This window comes from Amniculibacterium sp. G2-70 (assembly GCF_014353055.1).
In the GTDB taxonomy this organism is placed as follows: Bacteria; Bacteroidota; Bacteroidia; order Flavobacteriales; family Weeksellaceae; genus Amniculibacterium; species Amniculibacterium aquaticum.
In genome coordinates this window covers 1,528,471-1,552,220 of sequence record NZ_CP060698.1, presented here as the reverse complement: position 1 = coordinate 1,552,220, position 23,750 = coordinate 1,528,471, and the positions used below count along the sequence as shown (strand labels likewise).

The following is a 23,750-nucleotide window of genomic DNA, read 5'->3' as shown; positions in this document are numbered from 1 at the left end:
TCACAAAAAAAAACAGACTTCAAAAAAATTGAAGTCTGTTTTTTTTTTATATTTAAAAATAGAATCTTATTGTTGAGTTGCAGTTTTACCCCAAATTTCTATTCTATAATCTTCGATATCGGCGTTATCTTGAAGTGACTTGATAAATCCTTGTCCGAAGAACTGAGCATTTTGCTGTGTAATGGATTGTACCATTTGCTTTAGATCTCCCGGCTGCTTGTTAACCACTTCGTTCTTTTTAAGTACTACAAATACTCCTGTATTCCCTTCGATTGGGTTAGATACTTTATTTTTCGCAACACCAAATGCCGCTCCAGCCACTCTAGGCTCAATAGAACCTGCAACTTGTGGGTTGATTAGATTAACTTGTGCATTTTGAATGCTTGTTCCAAATAATTTAGCCGCTTGATCCAAAGATGCAATTTTAGCAGAAGCCAATTTTTCGGAAATCTTTTTTGCAGCCAATTGATTTTTTACGATAGGCTCAATTTGGTCTCTAACATTTTCAGGATTTACAGCACCTTTATTTTGGATGCCTTTCAGGATCACAACAATTCTGTCTCCTGTTCCGTCCACAGTAAAGAATTCTGTATCACCTTCTTTTCTATTTTTATCAAAAGCCCAAGTCGTAATTTCAGCATCTTTATCGGTTCCTAATCCTGGGATAGATCCGTCAAATCTTTTCACAGATTTTGGATTGCTGAATGCATAATTGTCTTTTTTTGCCAAGTTTTCAAAATCGTTGAATGATTTTCCTTGAATTTGTTGGATAAACCTTCTGGCTTTCTTATCGATATCGCTTTCTGTGGTTGCAGACGGCTTGATCAACTTAGCTACATTCGCCACTTTGTACCCCATGGATCCGGATTTTTTATCATCAACATGAATGATGTGATATCCAAAAGAGGTTTCTGCAAGTCCATAATTCCCTTTAGCATTGTTTGCCAAGAAGCTCAAATAACCTGGTGCAAATGGAGATTCTGGCGTTGTCCATCCCACACTTCCTTTTCTTTCTACGGCATTTGGTTCATCGGATTGTTTCATTTCCAATTCAAATTTAGCAGGATCTGCTTTTACTTCTGCTAAAATTTTATCGGCGATGGCTTTTGCTTCTTCTTTTGTACGAGTTGCAGTAGAACGATCTGCACCTTTATAAGCGATTAATATGTGGCTGGACAATGTAGAGTCTGATGGTTTTTTACCTACCAATTTAGACAAAACATAATATCCGGATTCTTTGTACGGACCAAAAATTTGACCAATATTTGCTGTTGGCACTTGATCTTTGATTGCAGCCGGTAGCATATTGGCATTCATGTACGAAGGGTTGAACCTTACATCAGAGTTGGCATCAACAAATAAGGAGTCGCTGGTTGTATTTTGGAAGTTTTCCTTGCCACCACTGGCGTCAGAACCAACAGACAACAACTTGTTCATTTCCTTCAAAATAACTTCCTCATCTTTTGCACTTGCTTGTGCTGGGAACAAAACAACTCCCATATTTCTACTCGGTTCGGATTTGAAACGAAGAGGATGTTTGTCGATATAGTTTTTTAGATCTTCAGTGGTAACTTTAATAGGATTTTTTTTCAAATACTCATCGTAGTTAACTTTCACGAAATCAATATCAGCAACTTGGTCTTTTTGCTTCATCATTTCTTCGGCCTCTTTTTTACCCGTTGTGATACCGGCAGTTAGGTTATTAAAAACCATGTTGGCCATCATTCTATACTCCATGGATTTTCTGGTTTTCAACCAACCGTTATATACCTCTGGATTAGAATTTTTAGCTTCTTCAATTTGTTTTTTGATGTCTTGAAGTTTGAAATTTCCTTTTTCGTCAAAGTTCGAAGGATTTTGTGCAAACATAGGATCTGAAGGCAACATGGACCAGAACAATTCGTCGGTCATTTTGAAGCCCATTTTCTCAAATTGTTGTTTGATCAATTTGCTTTGTACCATAAACTGCCACGCTTGCTCTTCCAAACCGGTCGTTGGCTGACCTTGTTGTTGAGCTTGCTGTTGCAATACGAAGAGTTGATCTTGATACTCTTCTCTGGTAATTTTTTCTCCATTTACTTTCCCAAGGACATCTGGGTTTTGCCCAAAGACTTTATCAATGCTGTCTGGGTTTACTAAAAATGCAAGAAGTGCAATAACAATAGTACCCATCAACAGCCACGGTCTGTTTCTAATCTCAGTTAAAACTGCCATTTTATATTATCATTTTTTATATAGTGTGCGAAAATACACATTTTTAAGAGATTATAAAAATTTAATCTAATATTTCATTCAAAAGTAAAATTCAATTAATTCAACTTCAACAATTGAATGATTTTTAAACACATTCTACAAGAAAGTTCAGTTAAAACCCTTATGGTAAAATTGAAAATAAAAGTACCTTTGTATCAACTTAAAACCCATTGGAATGAAACAAATTAGTTTACTTGTAATGGTGGTTTTCAGTGCTTCTCTATCGGCACAAATTGCTAGTTTAGTCCCTACGAGAGGCGCAGACACACAAATGATGAATAAAAATTCAACCACCAACCGTGTGGAAACGGATCGTCAAACGATCGGTTATCCCGTTGCTTCGTTAATCCCTTTTCAACAAAAAGGGAAATATGGCTTCAAAGATCAAAATGGATCCATTTCCATTCCGATCGTGTATAACAATGTTTGCTTTTTTGCAGAAGAATGCAGGATACTTAATTCCCCAAATGAAAGCATTCGGAAGTTTGGAAGTTCGGACTATGCATCCGTTCAGCTCGGCAACAACCAATACCGAATTGATAAAGACGGCAATAAAGTTTACACTTTCAAAGACGACGATTTAGGAAAATGCATTAGCAATTATCAAAAGCAACATTATTTGGCCTACATCGTAAACGGCAAATACGGATTGATTGAATATGACAAATACACAGAAGACGAACATCAGCAGGAATTCAAAATACAGCCTGAGTACGATATGATTCATGTTTTGGAAGGCAATGATTTAGAAAACCCCATGTTGATTGCAGGCAAAGGAAATAAATTTGGCATCATCGACATCAACAACAACATTATTGTTCCTTTTGACTATGCCGATATCAAAAGAAATTACAGTTGGAAATTGGCCAGTTTATTTGAAGTTTCCAAAGACGGACATCGCTTTTACTACATCGACAATCAAAACAAAGTTTACAAATAGTTTATTATTTTCAAACCCAAGAAAATCCATTTCAATTCTGAGATGGATTTTCTTGGGTTTTTAGCGATCTGTTTTTTTTAAAAAACATGTAAAATTGTCTTACCGACTCCTGTGGCATAAGAATTGAGCATATACAGCTTAAGTCTCGACCAACACGGCTTCCCAAACAATTTGGGAGTGGGAGATTTATATTCAAAACAACAATATAGACAAATTGTCAGTTAATTATGATAGAATTTGATGACATCGACTTTGATGATATCCTTACCGATGGGTTCAGCATTGTGACAGAAGAAATAGATCTAAAAGATCAAACCACCGATGACAAAAACATAAAGCAAAGCACCTTTCCGATTTTGCCGGTAAGAAATTTGGTGATGTTTCCTAAAATAGTAATCCCCATAACTGCTGGGCGCGAACAAAGTAAAAAACTAATACAAGAAGCTCAAAAAAACAACGAGCTGATTGGGATTGTTAGTCAGAAAAACGCGAATGTAGAGCACCCCGAAGGCAGCGATCTTTATCAAACAGGAACCATCGTAAGAGTAATAAAAACCATCAAACTTCCGGATGGCAACACTACGGTGATCACCAAAGGAATACAACGATTCAAAATAAAAAAAATTGTTGAAAGCCAACCGTATTTCCGTGCAGAAATCTCTAAACTTACCGATACTGCTTCTAAAAATAAAGAAGAATACGATGCCCTGTTGGAGAACATCAAAGATCTGGCTCTGAAAATTATACAATTGGATCCTAACATCCCAAACGGTGCCAACTTTGCCATCAGCAACATGGCTAAAGGTGAAGAGATGCTGAATTTCATCTGTACCAATGCCAATTTTGATGCCTCGGACAAGCAAATTTTGTTGGAAGAAAAACAAATCCACAAAAGAGCTGAAAAATGCTATGAAATGATGTTGGAAGACTATAAAAAATTAGAACTCCGCAATCAAATACACCAGAAAACCAATAAAGAACTGGACAAAAACCAAAGAGAATACTTCCTGAATCAGCAAATCCGAACCATACAAGAAGAATTGGGAGGAGGTCCGGAATCGGATGTTGAAGACCTGAAACTGAAAGGCGAAAATAAAAATTGGTCAGTAGAAGTTGAGGAGCATTTTCAGAAAGAAATTAAACGACTGCAAAGACACAACCCCAACTCCCCCGACTACAACATCCAAAGAAATTATTTGGATTTCTTTACCGATTTGCCATGGGACACTTATACCCAAGATGTTTTTGACATCAACAAAGCTCAAAAAACCTTGGACAAAGCCCACTTTGGATTGGAGGATATCAAAAAAAGAATTTTGGAACACATGGCCGTTTTAAAACTGAAAGCCAACATGAAATCTCCAATCTTATGTTTGGTAGGCCCTCCCGGTGTAGGAAAAACCTCTTTAGGCAAATCCATTGCCGATGCCTTAGGTAGGAAATATGTTCGTGTGTCTTTGGGAGGTCTCCACGACGAGTCCGAAATCCGTGGACATAGAAAAACATACATTGGAGCAATGTCCGGTAGAATATTACAAAGCATAAAAAAAGCAGGCAGCTCCAATCCGGTTATCGTTTTAGATGAAATTGACAAATTGGGACAAGGCATACACGGAGACCCGAGTTCAGCACTTTTAGAAGTTTTGGATCCGGAACAAAGCCATTCGTTTTACGATAATTTTTTGGAAATGGGTTACGATCTTTCTAAAGTCATGTTTATTGCCACTGCCAATTCACTTTCTTCCATCCAAACTCCTCTTTTGGATCGTATGGAATTGATTGAGATTGCAGGATATACTTTAGAAGAAAAAATTGAGATTGCCAAGAGACATCTTATCAAAAAGCAACAAGAAGAAAACGGTTTGGATGCAAAATCCTTCAAACTGGGGAATGCAGAATTGAAACACATCATCGAGGCCCACACCTCTGAAAGCGGCGTGAGAACTTTAGAAAAAAGAATTGCAGCAGTAGCACGATGGGTAGCGCTACAAACCGCCATGGAAAAAGATTTTGACCCTAAAATATCCGTTGATAAAATTGATGAAATCCTAGGCGTACCACGACCTAAAAACCTTTCTGAAACCACTAATGTACCTGGAGTGGTTACCGGATTGGCATGGACATCCGTAGGTGGTGATATTTTATTTATCGAAAGTATTTTGAGCAAAGGTAAGGGCAACCTTACCATGACCGGAAACTTAGGAAATGTCATGAAAGAATCTGCAACCATTGCTTTAGAATATATAAAAGCCAAACATCTGGACTTGGGCATTGAGGTAGAACTTATAGAAAATAAAAACATTCATGTCCATGTACCTGAAGGAGCTACACCAAAAGACGGACCTTCTGCAGGTATTGCCATGCTGTCTTCTATGGTGTCCAGTTTTAGAAATAAAAAAATAAAATCGCATCTTGCCATGACCGGTGAGATTACCCTAAGAGGGAAAGTGCTTCCTGTTGGTGGTATCAAAGAAAAATTACTTGCCGCAACAAGAGCCGGAATAAAAGAAGTCATTTTATGTGAAGCCAACCGTAAAGATGTTGAAGAAATAAAACAAGATTACTTGAAAAATATAAAAATTCACTTTGTGAATTCAATGAGTGAGGTGATCGATTTGGCCATAGAAAAATAAAAAATAAAATCCCTTTGAATTACGATTTCAAAGGGATTTTATTTTTGTATTAATGACAATTCTCTTGATGTTCGCCTGGATGATCATGATCTTTGTGCAAATGCAAAGCTTCGGCTTTTGGAGAGAGATAAGGGATTCCCAACTCCAAACCTCGAACGACAAACAGTCCGCCAAGAACAATCATTATAAAAGGGATTATCTTCAAAACTTTAATTCTAAAAGCCTGTGTCATTAGATTACCGATTAATACTACGGCAAACATAAACGGAAGCGTGCCCAACCCAAAAAGAGCCATAAAAGAAGCGCTCTGCCATATTCCACCAGCTGCTAGAGAGGCCGTAAGAGCCATATAGACCATTCCACATGGAAGAAATCCGTTGAGAATACCGGTTAGAAATCTGGATTTATAGTCTGCTTTTTGCAGCAATTGTCCCAAGTTTTTTTTCACAGAGAACAATATATGGGTAAGAAAAGGAATTTTTGATGCAAAATCTTTACCCCCAAAGGAAAAAACAGCCATTAAAATTAAAAGAACTCCCACTAAAACAGTTAGGTACTTTTGGAATCCTGCCATTTCAAACCCTTGTCCCACAATACCCAATACCGCTCCTAAAAAAGAATACGAAACAATTCTCCCGAACTGGTAGGTCAAATTTTGAAGGTAATAATTTATGGCTTGAGACTTTGTCAGCCCCAAGGAAAGTGCAATAGGCCCGCACATCCCAATACAGTGAAACCCTGATGCAAAACCTAGAGCTAAAGCCGATATTACAAGTGCTATTTCCATAAAACATCGTAATCCACTTGATATTCTTTTTTATCAACAGACCATTTCACTTTTAAAGTATAAGAACCCGAGACCAAAACTTCTTTTGGAATCACAAATGCTTGGTTGTTGTCCAAACCAACCTCTTTGTTAATGTCTAAATTTTTATCATCGGTCCTGAACAGGCTAAAATGAATTGATTGAGTATCCGGTACAATTTTACTAGGAAATTGTATTTTTATTCCTTCAGAAAGTTCGGTATAAGAAGGTTTTTCTTCTAGAGTTTCTGCATTGTTTTTAGCATCAATTACTTTTTGATACTGCATTTCATCTTCATAATAATTATCCGAAACCATTTCCGAATTTTGCTTCCCGTTGGGGAATATCAATACCATGAATAGGATGAACCCCATAAAGAGTAACAAGGCAATCACAACGCCATGTCCCCAATTTAATTTTTTCAACATAATTAAAATTAAAAAGCTAATTTAAATGGTCCTTCGAAATAGGTTTTAAAGACATCCAATTCTTTACCTTTTTCATCGTAAACACCAATTTCTATATTTTGTTTAGACATTTTTATTTCCTTTTCTGGGAAGCTAATGTTTACCGTTCCTTTGGAAATTTGATCTCTTTTCACCAAAACTGTTTTTTCTCCACTGAGGGTTACTTCGCCGTGCTTAGGTTCCAAAACTTTTATGCTAAGTTTAATATCCTTGTTGGATTTGTTAAGCAAAGTAAAGTTGTATGAATTGGTAATTTTCCCATCTCTTAAGAAATAGGTAGAACCTGCCGGTTTGATGAATTTTGCTTCCATGGTACCACGATCTTGCATCAAAAACACCATAAAACCTATCATTGCAATAAGTACCGCTGCATACGCCTTCATTCTGGTTGTAAATTTGAAAGGCTGTTCCTTTTCTATTTCATCTTCGGTTGCATAACGAATAAGACCTTTAGGAAAACCTACCTTCTCCATGACTTCATCACAAGCATCGATACATGCTGTACAGTTCACACATTCCAGCTGCTGACCGTCTCTAATGTCGATACCGGTTGGGCAAACGACCACACATTGGTTACAATCGATACAATCTCCTTTTCCTGCAGCTTGTCGATCTTCTCCTTTTCTCCATTTTGCTCTATTTTCACCTCTTTTGAAGTCGTAATACACATTGATGGTTTGTTTGTCAATAAGTACACCTTGCAAACGACCATAAGGACAAACCAAAGTACATGCCTGCTCTCGGAACCATGCAAAAACAAAATAAAAAGTTGCCGTAAACAAGACCATGACCAAAAAATTGGTTGAATTGGCAATAGGTCCCTCTTTCATTATTTTCAATACCTCTTCGTAACCTACAATGTACATGAACATAAAATGGGTGACAACAAGAGATATAAGAACATAGATGCTCCATTTCAAACCTCTTTTCCAGATTTTTTCTGAATTCCAAGATTGTTTGTCTAATTTTATTTGTTTGTTTCTATCCCCTTCTATCCAATACTCAATTTTTCTAAAAACCATTTCCATAAAGATGGTCTGAGGACATATCCACCCGCAGAAAATACGACCAAAAGCTACGGTAAATAGAATAATAAATACCAAAGCGGTAATAGAACCCAATGCTAGAATGAAAAAGTCTTGTGGGAAAAACGGTTGACCAAACAAAAAGAATTTTCGATCTAAAACATTGATTAAAAATAACGGATTACCATTAATTTTAACAAAAGGAAGTACAAAGAAAGTAATAAGAAGTAAAATAGCGACAATAGTCCTGTAATTGGTATATCGTCCACTTGGCATTTTTGGATATACCCACTTTCTTTTTCCTGTATTGTCCATGGTGCCCACAGAATCTCTGAAAGTTTCTGCGTCCACAACTTGACCTTGACCACCTCTAAAGTGGCCGTGTTCTGTATCTGACATTAAAACTGTTTTTTCTTTCTACAAATTTAAGGCTAAAAATGTAGATAAATGGTGACTATGATTACATTTAAGTATTTCTATAATTAAAAAAAGCCATCTTTAAAAGATGACTTTTTCTAAAATTTATAAAAAATTATTTTTCCCAATTTGCAGGAGTTCCTTGAGGAGCTGCACCACCTTGAGCAGGTGTAATTGGAGATACTTCTTGATTGATGTGGTAAACATAAGCCGCAACATTTTGGATATCGTTACCGGTTAACACACCATTTTTACCGAAGGCCTGCATGGCAGGGTTGTTTGGACTACCGTCTTGAACCATGTGGAAAACATTTTTAAATAAAGTTTTCTCTGGTTGGTTAATCCAAGTATTGTCGGTAAGGTTAGGACCGATACCACCTTTACCACCATCACCATGACAAGACACACAATTGGATTTGAAAATCTCTTCACCAGCGGCAATATTGTCTGCAGAGAATTTTGCATTTTCTAAAGTGGCTTGCGGAGCAGTTTTCATGTACTCGGCAATTGCAGCAGTTTGATGTTTGTATTCTTCATCGTACTCTTTTCCTTGGTGAGCAAAATCTGTAAATGAAAATGCAATTAGGTAAACGATACAATAAGCGACACCGAACCAGAAAAGACCCAACCACCATTTTGGTAATTGGTTGTCCAATTCCATAATCCCATCGAAACCGTGGTCGATAAGGATGTCTTTTTCTTCTTTAGCCGTTTGCTTTTGGAAAGCCGATTGGTAAAGTGACTTGAAATAAGGTTGTTTTTTGCTTTCTAGATACGCTGCTTTTTCAGCATCCGAAAGTCTTTTAAACTTTTCATTTTCGATAATATCACCAATGGAACTGTGGATATAAGTCAGAATCACAGCGATTACTGAAGTCCCCCAGAAATATGGTGAAGTTAAGAAAGAACTGTTTTGTACAAACATGTAATAAACAACAAACAGGATAACAAATACCCAAAATATGCTGATGTATATAGGAGTTCTAGGTTTCATAATTTAATACTTTAAAGATTAATATCTGAATCATCATCTAAAGGAGCATTCGCTTCTTCATCATAGTACTTCTTGGGTCTGGAAAACACATAGATAATCAAACCTACGAAGAATACGATAAAAATAAGTAAAGCGATAATCTGAAAAAGATTGGAGTTCTCTCCGTTGGAGAGGATGTCTCTAAAACTTTGTGGTATCATAATGCTCCTTTAGAAATTTGATTATTTTATACTAGCAGTTTTTACTTCCGTCGTTTTGATGTCTGTTCCTAATCTTTGTAGGTAAGCAATCAATGCTACGATTTCTTTTTTCTCTAACTGACCTGGTCTATCTGCGTAAGCCGTTTTTAAGTCGGCTGCTTCAGAGAAAATATCCTTAACGATTTTCTTCGCTTGGTTATCTGCCCAAGTGTTAGCACTATCGATTTCTGCTTGAGTATACGGTACATCGAAAGTATTCTTCATCAAATTCAACTTATCCACCATTTTGGTACGATCCAAATCGGTTGCGATCAACCATGGGTAACGAGGCATGATAGAACCTGCGGATGTCGATCTTGGGTTGTACATGTGTTTGTAATGCCAAGAACTTGGGTTTTTACCACCTTGTCTGTGCAAATCCGGTCCCGTTCTCTTAGATCCCCAAAGGAATGGTCTATCGTAAACAAACTCTCCGGCTTTAGAATATTGACCATTTTTCCCGTTAAAACGAACTACTTCATCACGGAAAGGACGAATCATTTGCGTGTGACAAGAGTTACAACCTTCACGGATGTACAAGTCTCTACCTTCTAATTCTAGTGGTGAATATGGCTTAACAGCAGAGATTGTAGGTACATTTTCTTTTACGGTCAATGTAGGAATAATCTGTACCATACCACCAATTGCAACCGCAATTAAAGATAAAACTGTAAGATACAAAGGCATTCTCTCTAACCATAAGTGTACGCCTTCTCCTTCTTTTCTTGCTTTTCCGATGTTTGCCAATGCAGGAGCTTCTGCCGGAACATCTTTTTGGAAAGATCCACTTCTAACTGTAGCTACCACATTGATACACATCAAAATAGCACCAGCAATATAAAGCAAACCACCAACAAATCTCATTTTATAATACGGTAGAATAGCCGTTACGGTATCCAACCAGTTTTTCCATTCAAGTGTACCGTCCGGGTTGAATTGTTTCCACATCAAACCTTGAGTAAATCCAGCGATGTACAATGGAACTGCATAGAAAATAATCCCTAGTGTACCCAACCAGAAATGCCAGTTGGCCAATTTCACAGACCAAAGTTTGGTTCTCCACATAATTGGCAATAGGTAATATACCATACCAAAAGTGATGAAACCGTTCCATCCTAAAGCACCCAAATGCACATGCCCAATTACCCAATCGGTAAAGTGACCAACTTTATTTAGCGTTTTTGTTGCCAAGATTGGACCTTCAAAAGTAGCCATACCGTAGCAAGTAATTGCTACTACGAAAAATTTCAAAATAGGATTTTCTCTTACTTTATCCCAAGAACCTCTAAGTGTCAAGAGACCGTTAAGCATACCTCCCCAAGATGGAGCGATAAGCATGATGGAGAAACCTGTACCTGTAGCTTGTACCCATGCAGGCAAAGCGGTATATTGTAAATGGTGAGGACCTGCCCAGATATAAACGAAGATCAAAGACCAGAAGTGGATGATTGATAGTTTATATGAGAAAACCGGTCTATCAGCAGCTTTAGGAACAAAATAATACATCAAACCTAGAATAGGAGTCGTCAGTACGAATGCTACAGCATTATGACCGTACCACCATTGTACCAAAGCATCTTTCACACCAGAATAAGCGGAATACGATTTCCATCCGGTGAAAGACAAAGGAACCTCTAAGTTATTGAAAATATGCAACATTGCAATTGCAATCCAAGTTCCGATGAAGAACCAAACGGCAACATACAAATGTCTTACTCTTCTAACTGCTACTGTAGCGAACATGTTGTAACCAAAAACCAACCATACAAGCGTAATCATGATATCGATTGGCCATTCGTGTTCAGCATATTCTTTAGAAGTGTTGATTCCCATAAGGAAAGTAATCACTACAGCAACGATCATTAATTGCCAACCCCAGAAATGAATCCAAGAAAGGGTATCGCTGTACATTCTCGTTTTAAGCACTCTTTGCATAGAGTAATAAGCTCCGGCAAAGAAACCATTACATACGAATGCGAAAATAACCGCAGAAGTATGCAACATTCTAATTCTACCAAAACCGAAATAACCGTGAGAGTTGATCAAGCCCTGAATCCCTCCAGAAGATAGGGTCTTGATGGTTGTATCATCGGTTCCTAAAAAGTATTCAGGAAGCTCGGGGTAGAATAACATCAAAGCAGCAGTAAGTCCAAGCAAAAACCCTACGATACCAAATACTACGGTAGCATAGAGAAACGCACGAACAATACTGTTGTCGTAACTAAACTTTTGTGTCTCCATTTTATATAATTAACTGTTTTTTTCCTGTTTTTTTTCTTAATCTGGAAGGTCTTCTGTTTTCGGCTTTTCCTTCACCTCATCGTCAAATAAAATTCGTACCGCTGGGGATTCGTCATCTTCAAACTGTCCTTTTTTGGCATTGATGATGAAGATGATTAAGAAAACCACCGCCAATGAGACTGAGCAAATGATCATCAAATACAAAAATTCCATTTCGCCGCAAATTTAAGGTTTATAAGCATTCAAAATTAGTAATTTAATATGATTTTCGATTTCAATTGTTAAAAAATGTTAATTTATAAAAAATCTAAATAACCCCACAAGCGTTTAGTTCCTGATTATTAAACTCTTATCTAGACAAATCATTTTCTTAAAATTGATTAAAAAAATCTATATATTTTCTTTATAATTGATCCTTTTTACAAATTTCGGATTAAAAAATCCTATTCATTGGACTTCGGATTGATTTTTAGGCTTTTCACATCTTCAATTTTCATCAAATAGTCCTCTTTTTTTTCAGGGAATTTTTCCATGAGAATTTCATAACCGCGAATGGCCTTGCTGTACAATCGTTGTTCTATATAAAGTCCCACCAAGGTATCCGTCATCAGATGCGAAATATCATCGCCTCGATCTTTGTATGCCACATCGACACCCTCTTTAAGTCTAGAAATTTTTGGCTCATTTTCTATAAAGGAATCGATTGCTTTGGTTTTAATCTCTTCTTTGGAATCTTCAAAGACAATTTCTTCCACAATTTCTTCTACAATTTCCTCTTCCGATTTGGAACGATCGAGCAATATACTTTCTTCAAGCTGTTCCTTATCCAACTGCAACCAATTGTGCCAAGTACTTATAAATTGAGGGATGTTGCTGTTGAGTATTTCTATTTTTTCTGCAGTCTTCTCTACTACAACTTCTTCATGCAAATTCCCTTTCTCTTCATCCGATGAGACGATCGTATTTTCAAAAAAAGAAATGTCCACAGCCGGTCTATTCTCCAGATCTGTAACGGTTTTCTCTTCATCAACCGGTACATTCTGAGACCCAGGTAGGTTTCTAGAAAAACGACTTTGCGAAATATTTTCTTTTAAATCCATTGGCTTCCAATCCATTGGACTTTCGTCGATGATTTCTTCTTTTGTTTTTTCCGTTAAATTTGGAATAACAATTTCTTTTCTTTCCAAAAAAACATCGTGAACTTCTGCAAAATTAATTTCGTTATTTTCAGGGATTTCTTCAACAATTGGAGTGGCTTCTACTTTTGTTTTTTTATTGGCTTTCATTTTAGCCTCAACCTCAGCAATCAATCTTTGCATTTCATCCTGCTGTTTTTTCTCCTTCAATCGCTGCTCTTCCCTTTTCATATCGTTGGTTAATGCACTTTCGGAATGACCAATCATAGAAACTTTCGGTAAAAACTCATCAACCCCATGGAAATCCAGTCCAGCGTCATGGTCTTGTTGAATTTCCTCTGCTTCTGCATTTGCATCCAATTCTACATTCTTCACTTCCAATTGTTTTTCAATATTATTGTTGATGGTCGGGACTTCTTCAGTTGTTTCAACGACAATTTCTTCGTTCAATTCTTCTTCAAATACAACAGGCTCTACCACACTTTGGGTTTCGTCGACCATTCCATTTACATCCATTGCAACATGGGATTCTTCAACATCGACATCTTCGACTTTTTCATCAACGAAAACAGTTTGGGTTAATGGCGCTACAAGATCTTCCTTTGCCTCAACTTCATTCTGGAAAACGACTTTTTCCGGCTGAATATTTACCTGATCTTCAACCGATTCTTCCAATTCTTTGGCTTCAATGTTGGTGAAATTTTTAACCTCATCATTCGTAACAACCGCTGTAATTTCTGTAGGGGTTTCCATCGACTTTTCTTCAAGTGAAGTTTCGTTTTTAACAACCGCTTGGATCGGCTCATTTTTTTTGATCAACTGATATAGAATCTTTTTATCCGTTGTATATGCCGCTGTAACAGCCAGTTGCGAGGCATAGTCTTCTTTTCTGAACTGATGCAAACCGTAGAGATACAAAGCCCTGAGACTCTGCATATACGGTTGTTTGCTTATTTCTTTCTCCAACAAATCCAAATCGTTTTCAACGATCTGCTTGGGCATTTTTACGATTTCTAAAAGTCTTGCATTCATCTTACCAATTGGCTACAATATCGTTAAAAATTTTATTGATGATTCTTTCGTTCACAATTTTTACTTGCGCCGCTTCTATGGAAGTAAAATTGAGATTGCTGCTGAAAGTACTCTCGTCGGTATAAGTTCTGTCAAAACTTTTTTCCGGTTCTTTTTTATTTTCATAATGCACCTTGACCGTCATGGACAGCTTATTTTGTGCGGCTTGCATAAAGTTTCCGTTTCCGGTATTGGTTGGGGAAGATATGGAAGTGGGTGCTATGCTGTAATCCGTAATTTCTCCTTCAATTAAAATATCCGGATTGTCTTTGGTCCCTTTCAGAGTTGTCCTTTGCAAAAATCGATTCTGAACATCGGTAGAAAACTGCTGCGAAAGATTGGGATTGACCAAGGCGGCATTGTTCGGAAAGTCTCTAACCAAAATCGTTTGAGTTTCCGGACTAAGTGATGATCCTGTAAAACTGTAACACGAAACCAAGACCAACATGAGCATCAAGCTAAAAAAAGATTTTATGACGATGTTTGTTATTTTCATACTGTATGACGAGCGAAAGAAATTATTCTTCTAAGTTAAATTGTTTTATTTTTCTGTACAATGTTCTTTGAGAAATTCCCAATTCATCAGCAGCCTTGTTTCGGCGACCGTTATGCTTTTCGAGCGCTTTTATAATCAGGTCTTTTTCGTTGTTTTGAAGCGAAAGGGATTCGGGTTGTGCCTCTTCCAGTTCGATATCTTCTACTTCATCAAAATCATCAGAATGATGCGAAACGATGGTCGGATGCTGCAGCTTTCCGGTATTTTCATTTTCAAAATACAACAAAGAATTTTGACCGACCTCTTGGTTTTGAGCATAAACTCTGGAAATCAAATCCTTTTCTTGATGGGAAATATTGGCATTCCCACGGTTTTTGATCAACTCGGAAGTGAGAGACTTTAGATCGTTGATGTCGTTACGCATATCGAACAAAATCTTATACATGATTTCTCTTTCCGAATGAAATTCGGAGCTGCTAACACCTCCTCCATTTTTCTGAACTACGGCTGGCAAATGCGCATTCATAGGGATATACTCGGACAATTTGCCGGCTGTAATTTCTCTATTCTGTTCCACAACCGTCATTTGTTCAACCAAATTTCGGATTTGCCTAACATTTCCAGGAAACGAATAATTTTCTAAATAATGTACCGCATCGTCTGTAAGTACCAATTCTGGCATTCTGTATTTTTCGGCAAAATCAATGGCAAATTTTCTAAACAAAAGATGGATGTCTCCATGTCGTTCTCGAAGTGCCGGCATATCGATTTGCACGGTATTCAGACGATAGTACAGATCTTCTCTGAACCTCCCGTCTTGTATGGCCTTCATCATATTGACATTGGTTGCTGCCACAATCCTCACATTGGTTTTTTGTACTTGTGATGACCCCACCTTCATAAACTCTCCGCTTTCTAAGACGCGAAGCAAACGCACTTGGGTCTGTAAAGGCAACTCGCCCACTTCATCCAAGAAAATGGTTCCGCCATCGGCCACTTCAAAATAGCCTTTTCTAGTGGCTGTAGCTCCGGTAAAAGCTCCTTTTTCGTGACCAAAAAGTTCAGAATCTATGGTTCCTTCCGGAATGGCTCCACAGTTGACCACCACATACGGCTGATGCTTTCTTTTGGATTCGGAATGAATAATTTTTGGGATAAATTCCTTTCCCACACCCGACTCACCAATTACCAAAACGGAGATGTCGGTGGGGGCAACTTGTATGGCTTTTTCCAAAGCACGATTGAGGACTGGAAAATTTCCTATAATCCCAAATCGATTTTTTATATTTTGTAGGTTGGTCATTATTTATAGTTCAGGTTATTCTTTTTAAGTTTCAGGTTTCAAGTTTCAGGTTTAGGGTTTTCTGAATTTATTCCCTTAAAAATCATTTCTATTCAAATAGGAAATAAAATTACTGATCTTTCCACTTCAATTTTCATAATCTAAAATAAGTATTTCTAGTTGTTCTTTTTCGATAAAACCATAATCGAAAACTCAAATTTGTTCCTTGAATCTAAAATTTCTATTTAATTCGGTCTCGATAGTCAGTCTAAAAATAACTTTTGACAGCCTTCTTGCTTCTTTCCAAATTTCTAAATCCTCAAATCTCTTAACAGTTGACATCACTTTTTATCTTAAACTTGAAACTTGAAACACAAATCATGAAACAAAATCACTTACAACATCTCGCCAATCAAAGTTCCTCTGGTGGACGAGTTCACAAAAACCTGTACCGTATCTCCAAGTTTTGTTCCTTCTTTTATATCGAAAACCACCACGGCATTTTGCGAGTTTCTGCCCTTCCATTGGTTTACATTTTTTCTAGATATTCCGTCAATTAAAACTTCGTGCACCTTTCCCACATAGGATTTCATTCTTAAAGTAGAAAGTTCTCCTTGCAAATCCACCACTTCTTGCAGCCTTCTGCTTTTTACATCATCCGGAATATTGTCAGGCATTTTTTTATGTGCCGGAGTTCCTGGTCTTTCAGAATAGGCAAACATGTAACCGTAATCGTACTCTACCTCTTTCATTAGCGAAATGGTATCTTGGTGATCTTCCTCGGTTTCGTTGCAGAAGCCTACCATGATGTCTTGAGAAAATGCAATTTCCGGAACAATTAATTTTGCTTCACGGATCAAGTCCAAATACTCTTGTCGTGTATGCTGTCTGTTCATGGCTTTCAGCATATTGTCGCTACCGCTTTGCACCGGGAGGTGAACATATTTGCAAATATTATGATGCTTTGCCATCATTCTGAAAACATCCAAGCTCATATCCTGAGGATTGGAAGTTGCAAATCTGATTCGGATTTCTGGAAGTTCTGTCGCTACCATATCCAACAATTCGGCAAAATGAACGGCTGTAAGTTGTTGCATTTCTGATGCTTTGTCGAAATCTTTTTTGGCTCCACCTCCGTACCAAAGGTAAGAATCTACATTCTGCCCCAGAAGAGTGATTTCTTTGTATCCGTTGTCCCAAAGTTCTTTACATTCTCGGATGATGGAATGCGGATCTCGGCTTCGTTCTCTACCTCTTGTGAAAGGCACGATGCAGAAAGTACACATGTTGTCGCAACCACGGGTGATGGTCACAAAAGCCGTAACGCCGTTTCCACCCAAACGAACGGGAGAAATGTCGGCATAGGTTTCGTCTTTGGAAAGGATGACATTGATGGCGTCTTTTCCGCCTTCGGTTTCTTTTAAAAGATTGGGAAGATCCCTGTAGGCATCTGGACCGACTACCAAATCTACCAACTGTTCTTCTTCCAGCAATTTATGCTTCAATCGTTCTGCCATACAACCCAGAACTCCCACAATCAGGTTGGGTTTGGTTCTTTTCAGGCTTTTGAATTTGGACAACCTCATCCTTACGGTTTGCTCTGCCTTTTCACGAACAGAACAGGTATTCAGGAGGATAAGATCGGCTTCTTCCTCTTTCAAGGTGGTGTTATACCCCTGATCGTTGAGGATGGAGGCCACAATCTCGGAGTCGGACATATTCATCTGACAGCCGTAGCTTTCTAAGAATAATTTTTTGGTATTTCCTATTTTATCGGCGATGGCGTAGGCTTCGCCTTGTTTGGTTTCGTCTATGTATTTCTCTTGCACTTTGTAAAATTTTTAAGTCTTGAATTTAAAATTCAAATCGAGGTGCAAAGATAAGTGTTTTTCTGTCAAAATGGCAGAAGTTGGATGTTAAAAAAAAACAAAAAGCCAAGAACAAAAATTCTTGACTTTTCTTATTTGGAAGTAGCATTTAGAAACCACTTTTTCTGGAAAAAAGACGGTTGAACGGAAAAATAAACTAAAATCGTGTTAAACATTTGGCTATCCGTTAGAATCTGTGCTTATTTATGCTATGAAAATAGAAAAAGTCCCAGTTTTGTAGTTATCCTTTGCTGAGCCGAAACCATCGTATAGAACTGTAAACACAATCCTTTTATTTTCATCCTATTATGTTATGTTACAAAACTTCAATTTGGTTTTTCAACAAATCCTCAAACTCGTCTCTTTTACGGATTAGGTGGGCTTTTCCATCTAAAAATAACACTTCGGCAGGTTTTAATCTGGAGTTGAAGTTAGAAGACATCTCAAAACCATAAGCACCGGCATTTCTAAAAACCAAAACATCGCCCTCGCGGATTTCGGTAATCTTTCGATCCCATGCAAAAGTATCGGTTTCGCAGATGTTCCCAACCACCGTGTAAATTCTTTCTGGACCTTTGGCATGAGAAAGGTTTTCAATCTTATGGTACGAATCGTAGAACATAGGACGAATCAGGTGGTTGAATCCTGAGTTGATGCCCGCGAAAACGGTTGCTGTTGTTTGTTTGATAACATTGGTTTTCACCAAAAAATGACCGGACTTGCTTACCAAAAATTTTCCAGGCTCAAACCAAAGTTCGAACTTCTTTCCGGTCTCTTTTGAAAATTCGGAAACGGCCTTGTTCACTTTTTTACCCAAAGTCTGCACATCGGTTTCTATATCGTCTTCTTGGTACGGCACTTTGAAGCCCGAACCCATGTCCAAATATTTTAGATTTGGGAAATGCTCCGCCAATTCGAACATAATTTCCAGTCCTTGCAAAAAGACCTCCGGATCTTTGATCTCGCTTCCCGTGTGCATATGAAGCCCTTCCACATTTAGATTGGTCGATTTTACAATCCTCTCGATGTGTCTTAGCTGGTGGATGGAAATTCCAAATTTGGAATCGATGTGACCGGTAGATATTTTATAATTACCGCCTGCAAAAATATGTGGATTAATTCTCACAAAAACAGGATAAGAACCTCCGTGTTTGTTACCGAATTGCTCCAAAATAGAGATGTTATCGATGTTGATGTGCACACCAAAAGCCATGGCTTCTTCGATTTCTGCCAGATCTACACAATTGGGTGTAAAGAGAATTCTTTTCGGTTCGAAACCGGCTTTTAGTCCCAATTTCACTTCATTGATGCAAACACAATCCAAATTAGCGCCCAAAGATTGAACATATTTAAGAATGTTGATGTTGGAAAGCGCCTTGCATGCGTAGAAAAACTTGGTGTTCTTAGCAAATGAAGAGGTTAGTTTTTCGTATTGAATCTTGATGGATTCGGCATCATAAACATAAGTAGGCGTGCCGAAGTCTTCGACTACTTTCAACAATTCTTTATTGTTCATTGGATTAAAAATTTTAATTAAATTATGGCTTACAGTATTGAAAACCCAAACAAAAGTAGGAATTTTTCCTAAATCTGCGCTTTTATATGTGAAATATTTCTATTTATTGCGGAAGTGGAAATAGTTGAAACTCATCTCTGAGCAAAGCCAACTGCAATTCGTTTTTCAATTCAGGACTTATTTTGGGCAATTCCATCTTCAGCATATCCAATCGTTTTCTGGATTGCACTTGGGTATGATATTCATAAAAACCAAAAGAAACCAACTGTCCCGATTGAAATTCAAGAAATGCTTTTTCACCTAAAATACGACCTTCAGTAACCAAAATTCCAGATCTCTTTTTCAAATCTATTTTGCTTTTAAAAGCCTTTAAATCAGCAAATTCCAGTTGTTTATCAATATAAGAAACCACTTTAGCACCTTGTGTAAAGGATTTGAATTTCAACAAAGGTTTTTCTTCGGTGTGAAGACTGATTTTTTCAACAACATAATTTCCTTTTTCAAAATACAATCCAAAAGGTAGGGTCTCTTTCAGCTTCATTCCTTTTACCAATAAAATAAGCTTGGTGAGCAACGGATTTCCGGTGAGTTCAAAATTAATTTGCTCGCATTGATCCTGAATTTTTTTTCTTTTGGATGATTTGGACTGCAAAATACTCTTTGCATAGCGATTGATGTTCTCCGAATATTCTGACAAAAGCAACTTTCCTTTTTGGTCTTGAAAATAGACAATACCTCGATCGCTGGGCAAGTCCGCTGTAAGTTCTTTTATTTTATTGGAAAACGATTTGGCTTGTGTTTCTTCAAATTGATGTTGGATAATTTCGTGTACCGCATCTTTGGTCAACAACAGCTTGAACAAGTCCAAAGTTGCCCGGGCATCTCCTGCAGCTCGGTGATGCTCTGTAAGTGGGATCCCCAAGGATTTTGTCAGCTTGCCCAACGAGTAGCTTTCTGCATTGGGAATGAGTTTTTTCGCCATGGGAATGGTATCCAAAACATCTATTTTGTAGGGATAGCCCAAGCGTTCAAAAGACTGCTTCAGCATCCTGTAATCGAACTCGATGTTGTGTCCCACCAAAGTTGTTCCTTTGGTAATTTCGACCACTCTTTTTGCAATTTCATGAAATTTTGGTGCTGTTTTCACCATATTTGGAGAAATTTTGGTCAATCTCTGTACAAAAGGGGTAATATCCGCTTCTGGATTTACCAATGAGATGAATTGATCCACAATTTGATGGCCATCGTATTTGTAAATGGCAATTTCGATGATGCTCTCCTTCCTAAATCCGGCACCATTGCTTTCTATATCGATTATTGAATACACTTTTATTTTTTAATTTATCTCCTTCTTCTTGTTCCCAACCCCAACATTCCTAAAACGGCTTTTGCTCCTTCTCGCATCAGTGTATTGGCGAAAGTTCTTCCCGCACTGCTTTTCATCACTTGCTCGAACATACTGGGCTCGTCTTGAATTTCTTTAGATTTTGTATTTTCCTGTGCCATCACCTCTTGATTCACCTGCATTCTTTCAGATAGGATTTCATAAGCCGATTCCTTGTTCACCAATTCAGAATATTTGGATACCAAACCCGAGGAGTTGGTTAGGTCTTCGATTTCCGCATCGGTTAGAACATCCATTCTGGATTCTGGCGAAATCAAATAGGTTTGTACCAATGGTGTAGGTATTCCTTTTTCATCCAAAGCCGTAACAAAGGCTTCTCCAATACCTAAATTTTGAATGAGTTGACCGGCATTATAATATTCGGTCATTGGATAATTTTCTACCGCTTTGTCAATTTCTTTTTTATCTTTTGCTGTAAAACCTCTCAGTGCATGTTGAATTTTAAGTCCCAATTGCGACAGCACATTCTCTGGAACATCCCCAGGAATTTGGGTAATGAAATAAATTCCTACTCCTTTGGAACGAATCAGTTTAACCATCGTTTCTATTTGTGCCAAAAGGGTTTTGGAGGCTTCTTTAAATATAAGATGAGCTTCATCAATAAACAAAACCAACTTTGGTTTTCCGCTATCTCCTTCTTCAGGGAAACTCATGTATATTTCTGCAAACAAAGACAACATAAAGGTTGAAAACAAGGAAGGTTTATTTTGTATATCGCCCACCCTTAGGATGTTCACCACTCCTTTATCTCCTTCTTTTGCCAATAAATCCCAAACATCAAAGCTTAGTTCACCGAAAAAATCGGATGCCCCTTCTTGCTCCAACGCAACGATGGATCGAAGAATGGCTCCAAAAGATGCAGGAGAAACATTGCCATAATTTTCGGCAACTTCTTTCTTTCCTCCATCCGGATTGGTGATGTATTGCAAAACTTTTTTTAGATCGTCAAGGTCAATTAACGGTAAACCTTTATCATCGCAATATTTAAAAACAATAGCCAGAATACTTTGTTGCGTATCGTTCAGTTGTAAAATTTTCCCAAGCAAAACTGGACCAAACTCAGAAACCGTAGCCCGAAGTTTCACTCCTTTTTCACCGGAAATGGACATCAATTCTACAGGAAAAGCCTGAGGCTGAAATTGGAAACCCGTTTTTGCATATCGTTCTTGAATAATGGAATTTTCTGCACCTTCGACAGCGATTCCTGAAAAATCCCCTTTGATGTCCAATACCAAAGTGGGAACTCCCGCTTTGGAAAGTTGTTCAACAAATGCTTGTACGGTTTTGGTTTTCCCGGTACCGGTAGCTCCGGCTATTAATCCGTGTCGGTTGATGGTTTTTAGAGGAATTTTAACATCCACTTCCCGCACCACTTCTCCGTCCAACATTCCCTTTCCAAGAGTTATGCTTTCTCCTTTTGTGCTGTATTTTACACTCAGCTCATCAACAAATTTCACTTGTTTCTCCATTGTTTGTGTCTTTTAAATTTAAAGAATGGATAAAGGTAAATAATTTTTTAGGACGAATGAAAATTTTTGATTGATGATTCCTTGTTTTTTCATGATGAATATCAGCCAGCAATTATGAGATAAGTCAGTTCAAAATACGACAAAAGAGTTTAATTTTGTTGGTATGAAAACCTGGTGGACTACACTTTTAGCAATTCTTGTATTTGCGTCGAGCTTTCAAAGCTCGTTGGTGTTGGTCGATTACCACATCAATCAGGATTTTTACGAAAACCATTGCGAAAATAAAGATCGTCCCGAACTGAGCTGCCATGGTAAATGCCAACTGAACCAAGAGCAAGACCAATCTGGAATTTATTTGGTAGCAAAGTTTTGTTTCGAAATGAATGTTCTGCCCACTTCTGAAATCAAAATCACAGAAGATAACGGAATTGAGAACCCTTTGGTTAAGATTAATTTTAACCGATATTCTTCTCGTTTATCCCACGGATATTTCCATAAAATACCGAGACCTCCTCAGATTTAATTGATTCAATCGTCAAGCTCAGATCATTTGTAGTCTTTACAAATGCAGAAATCGAGCATCTTTTTTCGACTAAATTTTATTAAAAATCAATTAAACTCTAAAAAAATGAAATCAATTATCAAAACGATATTGGCCACATTGGTAATGGCCCTATCCCTTATATCTTGTAGAAACAGCGAAGATCCAATTGTAGAATCCCCTAACGAACTGAGTGGACTGCAATTAATCAAAGAATTCTCGAACGACAAACACATCATAGAACTTTATTCGGCCAGTGGAAAATTGAGCCAAGGGTATCACGAAATCAGTCTAAGAATAAAAAATAAAGCAACGGGACAATACGAGAACAACGCTACAATAGATTGGACCCCAACCATGCACATGACCAGCATGAGCCACTCTTGTCCAAAATCTGCAGTATCAAAACCTCTAGGAAACAACTTGTATAAAGGATACATTGTGTTCACCATGGCTCAAAATGCTTCTGAATATTGGGATCTTAAAGTAAACTACACCATAGACGGTATAAGCCACACCGCGACCACCGTATTGGATGTACCTGCGACAACAAAAAGAGTCGTAACCTCTTTCAAAGGCAGTGACAATACAAAATACATCTTAGCCTATATCGAACCTAAAAACCCTAAAGTTGCAACAAACGACTTCGTTGTAGGGGTTTGGAAAATGGTGGACATGAATACTTTTGCTGTGGTGGATGGATATACTGTAAAAATTGATCCTCGAATGCCGAGCATGGGCAACCACACCTCTCCCAACAACATGCATGCAACACAAAAAAATGCGGGAGGCTTGTATTTTGGCAAACTGTCTCTTACCATGAGTGGATATTGGAAAATCAACCTGCAATTGGCCGATCAATCGGGCACCATACTAAAAGGTGAAGAAATAAACGACAGCACACCTGCCAGCAGTATTTATTTCGAACTAGAATTCTAGTTTAAATTTCACT

At 37.7% G+C, this 23,750-nt stretch carries 19 protein-coding genes; 4 read left to right on the top strand and 15 right to left on the bottom strand.

The annotated features are described in order from the left end of the window. Window positions 1-66 precede the first annotated feature (66 nt). Window positions 67-2,214, bottom strand: coding sequence for a SurA N-terminal domain-containing protein (locus H9Q20_RS07145; RefSeq protein ID WP_124640250.1), 2,148 nt, complete (start codon window positions 2,212-2,214; stop codon window positions 67-69). Window positions 2,215-2,428: 214 nt separating this feature from the next. On the opposite strand from H9Q20_RS07145, the gene H9Q20_RS07140 reads away from it, so the two are divergent. Both H9Q20_RS07140 and lon read left to right on the top strand, forming a co-directional pair. Beyond that, on the top strand, window positions 2,429-3,193 hold the full coding sequence (locus tag H9Q20_RS07140) for a WG repeat-containing protein (protein ID WP_187477376.1): 765 nt from the start codon (window positions 2,429-2,431) through the stop codon (window positions 3,191-3,193). Window positions 3,194-3,420: 227 nt separating this feature from the next. Next, window positions 3,421-5,826, top strand: a complete 2,406-nt coding sequence (gene lon, locus H9Q20_RS07135; RefSeq protein WP_187477375.1) for an endopeptidase La — start codon at window positions 3,421-3,423, stop codon at window positions 5,824-5,826. Between the two features lie 49 nt (window positions 5,827-5,875). Here the strand turns inward: lon and H9Q20_RS07130 are convergent, their stop codons facing one another. From H9Q20_RS07130 to H9Q20_RS07065, 14 genes are all read right to left on the bottom strand, one after another. Then, the gene (locus H9Q20_RS07130) at window positions 5,876-6,613 is read right to left on the bottom strand and encodes a sulfite exporter TauE/SafE family protein (protein WP_124640255.1); all 738 of its coding nucleotides are present in this window, start codon (window positions 6,611-6,613) and stop codon (window positions 5,876-5,878) included. Continuing rightward, the gene (locus tag H9Q20_RS07125; protein ID WP_124640257.1) at window positions 6,604-7,059 is read right to left on the bottom strand and encodes a FixH family protein; all 456 of its coding nucleotides are present in this window, start codon (window positions 7,057-7,059) and stop codon (window positions 6,604-6,606) included. Before H9Q20_RS07125 ends, H9Q20_RS07130 begins: the two co-directional genes overlap by 10 nt. 8 nt (window positions 7,060-7,067) lie before the next feature. Next, window positions 7,068-8,522, bottom strand: coding sequence for a cytochrome c oxidase accessory protein CcoG (gene ccoG / locus H9Q20_RS07120; protein WP_187477374.1), 1,455 nt, complete (start codon window positions 8,520-8,522; stop codon window positions 7,068-7,070). A gap of 133 nt (window positions 8,523-8,655) precedes the next feature. Next, the gene (locus H9Q20_RS07115; protein ID WP_124640260.1) at window positions 8,656-9,534 is read right to left on the bottom strand and encodes a c-type cytochrome; all 879 of its coding nucleotides are present in this window, start codon (window positions 9,532-9,534) and stop codon (window positions 8,656-8,658) included. 11 nt (window positions 9,535-9,545) lie between these two features. Continuing rightward, the gene (locus H9Q20_RS07110; protein WP_124640262.1) at window positions 9,546-9,734 is read right to left on the bottom strand and encodes a cbb3-type cytochrome oxidase subunit 3; all 189 of its coding nucleotides are present in this window, start codon (window positions 9,732-9,734) and stop codon (window positions 9,546-9,548) included. A gap of 21 nt (window positions 9,735-9,755) precedes the next feature. Beyond that, window positions 9,756-12,014 (bottom strand): cytochrome-c oxidase, cbb3-type subunit I, encoded by a 2,259-nt coding sequence (ccoN, locus tag H9Q20_RS07105; RefSeq protein ID WP_187477373.1) that lies wholly within the window; start codon window positions 12,012-12,014, stop codon window positions 9,756-9,758. Between the two features lie 36 nt (window positions 12,015-12,050). Then, the gene (gene ccoS / locus H9Q20_RS07100; protein WP_187477372.1) at window positions 12,051-12,227 is read right to left on the bottom strand and encodes a cbb3-type cytochrome oxidase assembly protein CcoS; all 177 of its coding nucleotides are present in this window, start codon (window positions 12,225-12,227) and stop codon (window positions 12,051-12,053) included. Between the two features lie 230 nt (window positions 12,228-12,457). Then, window positions 12,458-14,182, bottom strand: coding sequence for a hypothetical protein (locus tag H9Q20_RS07095; RefSeq protein WP_187477371.1), 1,725 nt, complete (start codon window positions 14,180-14,182; stop codon window positions 12,458-12,460). Between the two features lies 1 nt (window position 14,183). Continuing rightward, complete coding sequence (locus H9Q20_RS07090; protein ID WP_187477370.1) at window positions 14,184-14,717, bottom strand: LptE family protein; 534 nt, start codon at window positions 14,715-14,717, stop codon at window positions 14,184-14,186. 22 nt (window positions 14,718-14,739) lie between these two features. Next, window positions 14,740-16,020, bottom strand: coding sequence for a sigma-54 interaction domain-containing protein (locus H9Q20_RS07085; RefSeq protein WP_124640272.1), 1,281 nt, complete (start codon window positions 16,018-16,020; stop codon window positions 14,740-14,742). Between the two features lie 374 nt (window positions 16,021-16,394). Beyond that, window positions 16,395-17,828 (bottom strand): tRNA (N6-isopentenyl adenosine(37)-C2)-methylthiotransferase MiaB, encoded by a 1,434-nt coding sequence (gene miaB / locus H9Q20_RS07080; RefSeq protein WP_187477369.1) that lies wholly within the window; start codon window positions 17,826-17,828, stop codon window positions 16,395-16,397. A 355-nt stretch (window positions 17,829-18,183) separates the two neighbouring features. Next, the gene (gene lysA / locus H9Q20_RS07075) at window positions 18,184-19,383 is read right to left on the bottom strand and encodes a diaminopimelate decarboxylase (protein WP_187477368.1); all 1,200 of its coding nucleotides are present in this window, start codon (window positions 19,381-19,383) and stop codon (window positions 18,184-18,186) included. A gap of 103 nt (window positions 19,384-19,486) precedes the next feature. Further along, window positions 19,487-20,710, bottom strand: a complete 1,224-nt coding sequence (locus H9Q20_RS07070) for a PolC-type DNA polymerase III (RefSeq protein ID WP_187477367.1) — start codon at window positions 20,708-20,710, stop codon at window positions 19,487-19,489. 14 nt (window positions 20,711-20,724) lie between these two features. Then, window positions 20,725-22,257: a helicase HerA-like domain-containing protein gene (locus H9Q20_RS07065; protein WP_187477366.1), complete on the bottom strand. Its 1,533-nt coding sequence runs from the start codon at window positions 22,255-22,257 to the stop codon at window positions 20,725-20,727. Between the two features lie 163 nt (window positions 22,258-22,420). On the opposite strand from H9Q20_RS07065, the gene H9Q20_RS07060 reads away from it, so the two are divergent. Continuing rightward, window positions 22,421-22,780, top strand: coding sequence for a hypothetical protein (locus H9Q20_RS07060; RefSeq protein WP_187477365.1), 360 nt, complete (start codon window positions 22,421-22,423; stop codon window positions 22,778-22,780). A 105-nt stretch (window positions 22,781-22,885) separates the two neighbouring features. Next, window positions 22,886-23,737: a FixH family protein gene (locus tag H9Q20_RS07055; protein ID WP_124640283.1), complete on the top strand. Its 852-nt coding sequence runs from the start codon at window positions 22,886-22,888 to the stop codon at window positions 23,735-23,737. Window positions 23,738-23,750: the final 13 nt, after the last annotated feature.